1 protein-coding gene is annotated in these 10,355 nt (G+C 47.5%); it reads right to left on the reverse strand.

The window, feature by feature from the left end:
- Nucleotides 1-12: 12 nt before the first annotated feature.
- Nucleotides 13-10,326, reverse strand: a complete 10,314-nt coding sequence (locus tag KTO58_RS13960) for a non-ribosomal peptide synthetase (protein WP_198315250.1) — start codon at nucleotides 10,324-10,326, stop codon at nucleotides 13-15.
- Nucleotides 10,327-10,355: the final 29 nt, after the last annotated feature.

Below are 10,355 nucleotides of genomic sequence, written 5' to 3' on the forward strand. Positions count from 1 at the left end.
TTAAACACTTTATTATTGTTTGGCCAGCAGACAATGTTGAATAACCAGGCGAAGGTTAGCCAGATAAGCTGTTGCCAGCTGCCGGATAGTTTTGTTGTTGTAATGCCTGCTGCTAAATGTCCAGTCGAAGATCAATGTTCCCCGCTGTACGATGATGTTAATGGTGATCTTGTCGCTAATGATATGTTCTTCTGTCAAACGATCGCCCGAGGATTCTGTTGCACGGGTAAAAATGCTATCTTCATTAAACACATTATCCAGCTGTCCTATATAGTTAAAAACGATATCCCAGGGAGCAGTACCAGACAATGCCGGTAACTGATGCAGATATTTCAATACTCCGTACCCCAGTCCTTTGCCCGGAGTTTGTCGTAACTGTTCCTTTATGTTTTTGATCATTTCGCTTATCTCTCCTTCCGGAGCCGCCAATAATACGGGATACAAAGTGGCAAACCATCCTACTGTACGGCTCAGATCGATATCGTCACTCAACTGCTCGCGGCCGTGGCCTTCCAGACCGATAGTCACCTCTTCTCTACCACTCCAGGCACACAACGTCCACGCCAGGGCCGTCAGCAAAAGATCATTGATCTCTGTCTGGTAAACACGTGGGACCTCCTGCAGCAGCTGTTGTGTGAAGGTTTCTTCTAGTACAACAGATATCAGCTGCATATCACGGCGGAGTACAGGGAATGCATATTCCTGATCGACTGGTAAGGGTTGATAACGTTGGGTTACACCTGTCCAGTAATCGGCCTGTGACAGAAGTGCTGGTTCTTTACTGTAATGCGCCAGCCGGTCATACCATTCACGGTAAGAGCTGCCCTTATCGCCAAGGCTACCCACTCCTCCAAGTAGCTCTTCCAGGTCTTCCAGCAGGATACGCCACGACACTCCATCTACGGACAAGTGATGGATCACGATCAGCAAACGGTTATAAGATTCATAAGATGGTGTCTCTAACAAAACAACCCGCACCAACTCCCCCTTCATTATATCCAAACTCCGTTGGTAATGGTCTCCCCGGGTACGGATCAAGGTACCTAACTCCGGGGCAGCTACCTCACCAAGCGCTTCTACTATCAGGCATCCTTCATAACTCCCGTAATGCTGTTCCCAACCAGTGGCTCCATGCGTGTATACGAAACGTAAGGCATCATGATGAGACAGCAGCTCTCTGACAGCTGCATCCAGCAAACCAACGGACAACGTTTTCGGTACTCCCAGCAACACGCTCTGGTTAAAATGAGATACAACTGGGCCCGCATGTTCAAAATACCATTGCTGGATCGGCAACATACCACTGACACCGCTTAAGTACCCCTGTTCACCCAGTATGCCTGATAGACCTTCCTGCGTCGACAACATCGCTGATAATCGGGAAAGGGTCTGGTGCTGAAAAATATCCCGAGGCTGGATCATGCAGCCATGACGACGAGCCCGGCTCACTACCTGGATCGTAATAATCGAATCTCCTCCCAACTCAAAAAAGTTATCATGGATGCCCACACGTGGTACTCCTAACAGCTCCTCCCAGATACCGGCCAGCAACTGTTCTGTCGCAGTGCGGGGCGCTTCATACGCACGTTCCGCTATATCTTCCTGCGGAGAGGGTAAAGACTTACGGTCGATCTTACCATTCAATGTCAGCGGAAAAATGCTCATCTCCACCAGGATACCAGGTACCATATAATCAGGCAGCTTACTACGCAAGTAACTATGGATACCTTCCCGGTCAAAACTTCCCTCCGGTATCACATATCCTACCAGCTGCTGATGGCCATGGGTAGTTGACCGGGCTACTACTACTCCCTGGTGTACCAGACCGCTCTGGTACAAGGCACTCTCTATCTCTCCCAACTCTATCCGGTAACCGCGGATCTTTACCTGGTCGTCTATTCGACCGATATATTCAATATTACCATCCGGCAGCCAACGCCCCAGGTCGCCCGTCCGGTACAAACGCCCATCACCGTAAGGATTGGATACGAAACGTTCTGCTGTCAGTTCCGGACGGTTCAGATAACCTCTGGCTACACCTGCTCCTCCGATATATAACTCTCCAGGTACACCCAACGGTACGGGCCGACCTTCCCTATCCAATAAGTAAACGACGGTATTATCTATAGGCTTCCCAATATTCACTTTGTCAACAGTCGTGATCCTTTTAGTGGTAGACCAGATAGTTGTTTCAGTCGGGCCATATACGTTTGTGATAGTAGCACTGGTTTTCTGCAACAGCTGTTCTATAAGTTCATCCGGCAGATTCTCTCCGCCTATAATCAGATGTTTCAGTGCTCTTAAAAAGCGATACGATTGCCGGTCTTCCAGTAAAGCCTTTAAATAGGAAGGTGTTATCTGCAGCGCTGTAACAGGTACCCCAGTGATGTCCTCTTTTTTATCTGTCTTAACGAATAGTTGTCTCAGCTCATTTAGATGGTGCAGGCTATTCAGTACTTTTTCGGTCGCTATACCAAAGTCCATCAGACAAGCTATTTCGGTAACTCCGATCGCTGCAAGTGTTTCTATTAAAGTGCTGCAGCTTTCTTTAGTCCCAAGTAAAGCTGAGGTATTCCAATATCTTTCAAACACCAGGTCTAATAGATCCTGCAACGTGCTTTCGTCTATATCATCAAAATGTATATCTGCACTCTGTGCCAGATTTTTTAACAGGCTCAAGTTAGACCTGAGATAAGCCTTAAACGGTTCTCTTGATTCTGCTTTTACTGTATCGTAGTCTGCTCCTATATACGTATGCAGCATCAGGGCAATACGGGCTTTTTCGACGGGGTGCCCGTACTCCTGCAAAGTTTGTTTGTATAGCCGGATGTTACGTTCCAGGTCTTCTGTCTTCTGTCCTAAAAGATGTGTCAGTATATCAGCCCCTATTTTCCCCGCACTTCTGAAGGTTTCAGGATTTCCGCTGGAGGTGATCCATAATGGTACCGCAGGACGGGTAGGCCGGGGGAATATTTTCACATCGATCTCTTTGTCAAGCCCGTTTATCCGCTGTATACTTCCTCCTTTCCATAATTCCCTTAATTCTTCGATCTGCCGATACATATTGACATGTCGCTCTTTATAGTTGGCAGGCATCAGTATAAAATCATCTGCATGCCAGCCGGAAGCAATAGCCAGAGATACGCGGCCATTAGACAAGTTGTCCACTACAGCCCATTCTTCGGCAGCCCGGACCACATCATGTAATGGTAATACCAGGCTACCTGATCGTATATCTATCTTTTTGGTGACAGTTGCTATTCCTGCCGCCACTACAGCCGGATTAGGGAACAAACCACCAAATTCATGAAAATGCCGTTCCGGGATCCATATACCGGCAAAATCATGATCATCACCAAATTTTGCGGATTGCAGCAGGAAGTCGTATTTCCCTTGCCGGTCAGCATCATCTACACTGGAAAAGTAAAAAAGGCTAAAGTCCATTGTCGCAGCTCCTTTTCCTGGCAAATATTGGTCAAAGGTATCCAGCTGCCGACTATTTCCCCGCAAGGTGACTTTAATTCCGTTACAGATGGTCCAAAGTATTTCCAGTATCGAGATATCGAACGAAACAGAAGTAATAGCCAATAGGTGATCCCCGGAGGTCAGTGGTAATGCCTTACACATTCCACCTGAAAAATTGACCAGGTTATGATGTTCAATCATTACTCCTTTAGGCTTACCGGTTGACCCTGAAGTATAGATCACATAGGCCAGATTGGATGATTGCAGCTCATTCGTCACATCGTGCTCCGGCTCCTGCCTGAATATCTCGGTTCTTTCATCCAATGCTATCATTGTGATCCCTGATATTGACGGAATGGCACTCCGGCTATCGGAACTGCATAATACCAGGTTTGCACCGGTATCCTCCAACATATAAACTAGCCTGTCCCGCGGATAGGTGGGATCTACCGGCACATATGCTGCTCCGGCCTTCAAAATACCCAATATACCAATGACCAGCTCCAGGCGTCGCTCTATACACACGGGTACCAGCTGCTCCTCCCTGACACCTTGTTTACGCAGATAATGAGCCAATTGATTACTACGAATATCCAGTTCATTATAGCTCATCGCTACCCCCTCAAATATAAGGGCACTTGCATCCGGCATCTTGCTAACTTGTTCCGCGAACAGGTCTAATATTGTCTTATCAGAGGGGTAAGGTACCGTCGTCGCATTGAAACCCTGCAGATATTCCCATTCTACCGGAGTTAGCAGTACCAGGTCTTTCAGCTTTGCTCCAGGATTATCCGGCAGTTGACGTAACAGGTATTCAAAATGTCCGGCAATGGCATCAACATAGATGTCATCCAGTATGGAAGCGTTATAACTGAATGAGATAACCGTCTCTGCAGCAGACATTATAATGATACTCAGGGGGTAATTAGTTTGTTCCTGTACTTGTACATTAGCTACTTCCAGCTGCCATTGCCGGTTAGCGACAACTTCCGACAAGGGATAATTCTCAAATATCAGCAGACTATCGAACAGGTCTCCTCCTAAACCGGTCCAATTTTGGATATCATTTAGTGCACTATACTGGTATTCCCTTGCGCTGATCTGTCCCGTCTGTATATCCTGCAACCAGGCTGTTATATGTTGTTCGGGATCATACACGGCATGCAAAGGGAGCGCATTGATATACATACCCACACGCTTTTCCACACCTTCCATATCCTCCGGCCGACCAGATACCGTAACACCAAAAACGATATCTTTCTGACCAGTATAGTAATGCAGCAAATAGCTCCATACACCCTGCATGACGGTGTTGATAGTAATATGATGCTGCCGTGCATATTTTGCCAGCAATGCAGTAAATGCCGCATCCAATACAAGACGTTTTTTCCCGTAGCTACCTGCTCCCTTTGTCCGTTCAATACCTGGCCTTACAAATGGCAACAAGCTACCGCTGCTTACTCCTGACAAATACCGCTTCCAATGATCTGCCTCCTGTTGTTTGTCTTTCTTCTCGATATACCTGATATAATCTTCGAAGCGGTCTTCTACTGTAATATCAGGCTGCTGCCCGGCGGCCAGTTGTTCATAGCATTCCAGGAACGCTTCCATGAGTATCTGCATAGACCAGCCATCGAATAAGATATGGTGTGCCGTCCATATCATCCGGTAGCGGGTATCACTTAACCGCAGCAGATTAACGCGCATAAGTGGTACTGCTTTGAAATCAAACCCTTGCTCCTGGTCAGCCCGTTCAAATGCACTCACTGCCAAACCTTGCGACACTACATCCATCGATCGGAAATCATGTATAGTCAGTGGCAGGTTTGCCGTTTGATATACGCATTGCACTGGTATATTGAATACATCATAATAAAAACCGCTCCGTAGAATGCTATGACGTTGTAATACCACAGACCAACTTTTACTCAGCAATTCCTGATCTAACCCGGATAGGTCACAGCTGACCTGCTCTATGTATGCTCCTCCCCTGTTGCCATACAGCCCATGGAATAACATTCCCTGCTGTAGTCCACTTAGGCGGTACATACTGGTTAATGACTTTCTACGCGGTACTCCGGCTATATCCGGCTCATCCAGGAAACGATCCAGCTCGGTATAACTGAGCTCTTTTCCCAGGCCAAAGTCCGACGGTGTGTAAAAAACTTGGTGCTTTTCCCGGCTGATACAATCCGTAATCAGTGTTGAAAGATATTTTATAAATGACTGGCTTAATTTTTCTACGGTGTTATGCTCATAATGCCGAGCGCTGTAGCGCCAGTCCAGGTGTAACTGGCCCCCTTGTATCCATCCGTTAATTACCAGCTTTTCTGTCTGTACATGATACTGGCTGCTATTTTCTCCTGTCTGCTCAGGCACTGCAGCAAACAGACCCTGGTTGTTTAGCACATTATCCAACTGGCCCAAGTAATTGAACACCACGTCCCAAGGGGCACTACCTGACAATCCGGGTAGCCGGTGTATATATTTCAGCACGCCATATCCTAGTCCCTTACCTGGTATCTGTCGTAATTGCTCCTTCACTCCCTTGATCACATCCTCTGCATTCTGAAGAGGTATCGCTAATAACACCGGATATAGGTTGGTGAACCAACCTACCGTACGGCTCAGGTCTATTCCTTCTCCCAGTTGCTCTCGCCCATGACCTTCCAGACCGATAGTCACCTCTTCTCTACCACTCCAGGCACACAACGTCCACGCCAGACTTGCGAGTAAAAGATCATTGACCTCGGTCTGATAAACACGTGGTACCTCCTGCAACAACTGTTGCGTATATGCGGCTTCCAAATGAACAACATGGTGTCCTATTTCCCGCCGGCTGACCATATCGTTATAAGTCCGATCGACTGGTAAGGGTTGATAACGTTGGGTTACACCTGTCCAGTGATCGGCCTGTGACAGAAGTGCTGGTTCTTTACTGTAATGCGCCAGCCGGTCATACCATTCACGGTAAGAGCTGCCCTTGTCGCCAAGGCTACCCACTCCTCCAAGTAGCTCTTCCAGGTCTTCCAGCAGGATACGCCACGACACTCCATCTACGGACAAGTGATGGATCACGATCAGCAAACGGTTATAAGATTCATAAGATGGTGTCTCTAACAAAACAACCCGCACCAACTCCCCCTTCGTTATATCCAGACTCCGTTGGTAATGGTCTCCCCGGGTACGGATCAAGGTACCTAACTCCGGGGCAGCTACCTCACCAAGCGCTTCTACTATCAGGCATCCTTCATAACTCCCGTAATGCTGTTCCCAACCAGTGGCTCCATGCGTGTATACGAAACGTAAGGCATCATGATGAGACAGCAGCTCTCTGACAGCTGCATCCAGCAAACCAACGGACAACGTTTTCGGTACTCCCAGCAACACGCTCTGGTTAAAATGAGATACAACTGGGCCCGCATGTTCAAAATACCATTGCTGGATCGGCAACATACCACTGACACCGCTTAAGTACCCCTGTTCACCCAGTATGCCTGATAGACCTTCCTGCGTCGATAACATCGCTGATAATCGGGAAAGGGTCTGGTGCTGAAAAATATCCCGAGGCTGGATCATGCAGCCATGACGACGAGCCCGGCTCACTACCTGGATCGTAATAATCGAATCTCCTCCCAACTCAAAAAAGTTATCATGGATGCCCACACGTGGTACTCCTAACAGCTCCTCCCAGATACCGGCCAGCAACTGTTCTGTCGCAGTGCGGGGCGCTTCATACGCACGTTCCGCTATATCTTCCTGCGGAGAGGGTAAAGACTTACGGTCGATCTTACCATTCAATGTCAGCGGAAAAATGCTCATCTCCACCAGGATACCAGGTACCATATAATCAGGCAGCTTACTACGCAAGTAACTATGGATACCTTCCCGGTCAAAACTTCCCTCCGGTATCACATATCCTACCAGCTGCTGATGGCCATGGGTAGTTGACCGGGCTACTACTACTCCCTGGTGTACCAGACCGCTCTGGTACAAGGCACTCTCTATCTCTCCCAACTCTATCCGGTAACCGCGGATCTTTACCTGGTCGTCTATTCGACCGATATATTCAATATTACCATCCGGCAGCCAACGCCCCAGGTCGCCCGTCCGGTACAAACGCCCATCACCGTGAGGATTGGATACGAAACGTTCTGCTGTCAGTTCCGGACGGTTCAGATAACCTCTGGCTACACCTGCTCCTCCGATATATAACTCTCCAGGTACACCCAACGGTACCAATTGCTGCCACGGATCAAGAATATGTACACTGAGCGTAGGTATAGGCTGGCCAATGATACTACTATGGCTTTCCAGATGCGACCAACCAAGTTCCTGAAAGGTAACATGTACCGTAGTTTCTGTTATACCGTACATGTTGATCAGACGGCAAGTCCTATACAATTTTTTCCAAGGCTTCAGCCTGGCCGGGTCCAGCGCTTCACCTCCAAAAATCACATACCGGACTAACAATGGGTATTTTACATTGGTAGTGACATGATCCTGTAGTACATAAAACGCTGAAGGGGTCTGATTCAGCACCGTAACGCCCTGCTCATTCAACAAATGGGCAAATGCATCGGTATCCCGGGCGATATGTTGTGGAACAATAACGAGCCGGCCACCGTTGAACAATGCACCATATATTTCCCATACGGAGAAGTCAAAACAAAAGGAATGAAATAAGGTCCAGACGTCGCTACTATTAAAATCAAACAACGGTTTATCCGTCTTGAATAAACGAACAACATTGCTGTGTTCGATAAACACCCCTTTTGGCATGCCGGTAGAACCGGACGTGTAGATCACATATGCCAGGTGATGTGGATACACTGTATTTTCCACCTGTCCGGCAGGAGATCGCCATATTGTGGCTTCTGCATCATCCAATAGCAAAATGTTTACTCCTGATAAGACAGGCAACATATGATGGCAGTCCCGGCTGCTTACTACCCATTCAGCACCTGTATCTTTCAGTATATAATCCAGGCGCTCTGCCGGATAGGCAGGATCCATCGGTACATAGGCGCCGCCGGCCTTCAGTATGCCCATTATTCCAATGATCATCTCTAAACTGCGGTCTACACAGATAGGCACCAGACTATCTTCCCGGATGCCCTGATGACGCAGGTAATACCCTAACTGGTTACTCCGTTCATCCAGCTCACGGTAACTCAGCGTCGTGCCTTCATATACTAACGCCGTCGCATCTGGCGTTCGCAATACCTGTTCCCGGAAAAGATCCAGGATCGTCTTGTCTTTAGGATAATTTACCTCTCCGCTATTAAAATGTTGCAATGTGGACATTTCCCCAGCCAACAACATCGGCAAGCACCCGATCTCTTTATCAATATCTGCCAGAGCACTACGTAGCAACTGTTCATAATGGCCTACCATCCGAACGATCGTTTCCTGCTCATACAATTCTGTACTGTACTCCACCTGTAGATGCAAACCTGTCGGACGCTCTTCCAACATAAACGTCAGGTCAAATTTGGAGGTCCGGTGCGTATACCCAGCCCAGCTGATTTCAACGTCGCCAAGGACTTCGCCTCCTATCGACGACTGACCCATGTTCTGTAATACAAATAATACCTGGAACAATGGACGACGGCTCATATCACGCTCTTTTACCACCGATTCTACTACTTTCTCGAAGGGTACCGATTGATGTTCATATGCTTCCAGGGTACGTCCTCTTACCTGCTCCAGTAAACGCCTGAATGTAGGATTCCCACTCAGGTCACTACGTAATACCAGTGTATTCACAAAAAAACCTACCAGTCCTTCCAGCTCATGATAAGGACGATTGGCGATAGGGCTGCCGACACTGATATCAGACTGACCACTGTAACGATGTAACAATACCTGGAAACCAGCCAGCAGCGTCATAAACATAGTAGCCCCATTCGACTGTGACAGCTGTTGTAGTCCTTGTTGTAATGTTATATCCAGCGTATGAACGTAAGAGGCACCTGCTACACTCACTATCGCGGGACGTGCATGATCCGTTGGAAGCTCCAATGGCGTTATATCCCGCAACTGTTGTTGCCAGTATGACAAGGAGCTTTCAGACACTACCGCTGCTGCGTGTGTACGCTGCCATAGTGAATAATCTGCATATTGCAAGGGCAACGCTGGCAGAGACTGCTGCTGTCCATAATGACCATATAGTATAACCAATTCCCGAACGATCACCGGCATGGACCAGCCATCAGATGCAATATGATGCAATGTCAGTACCAGTATATGATCTATTGGCGACAGTTCCAATAATGATCCGCGCAACATATAATCTGTACTCAGATCGAATGCTTTTGCAGTCAATGCATCGATATACGCAGACAAAGAAGTCTCTTCCTGCAATATCGGATCCTTTATCACTTCTAGCTGCCAGTCTTCACCTGACTGTATATGTTGATAGGCCGATCCCTCCTCTTCATGTATGACGGTGCGCAGTACTTCATGACGCTGGATGATCTGTTGTAGCGAAGATTCCAGTGCCGCCAGGTTCACACGGCCTCTCAAACGAAGTACAATAGGAATATGATAGGCCTGGCTGCCTTCCAGCCGGTCGATGAACCAAAGGCGTTCCTGGTTAAACGACAACGGTATCCGGCTGTGCGGGTCCCGCTTAAGGGCCATCAGCTTTTGATGCAGTGGATCATTAGATATTGTATTGTTATGTAAGAACAAGCGAATATCGTTACTATATTGTTTGATCTCCTGCATCAATGCAGGATCGATCGTTTTGTTCTTCGCGACCTTAACTTTTAGCTTTCCCTCTTCAAGAAAGAGTATGATATCCTGCTTTTTAGCATTATTAATAATCCTGATAACCTCATTTATTGCCACACTCATAATAGACATCGTATTCGTTTGTGTTGATA

The sequence above is a fragment of the Chitinophaga pendula genome (assembly GCF_020386615.1).
Classification (GTDB): domain Bacteria; phylum Bacteroidota; class Bacteroidia; order Chitinophagales; family Chitinophagaceae; genus Chitinophaga; species Chitinophaga pendula.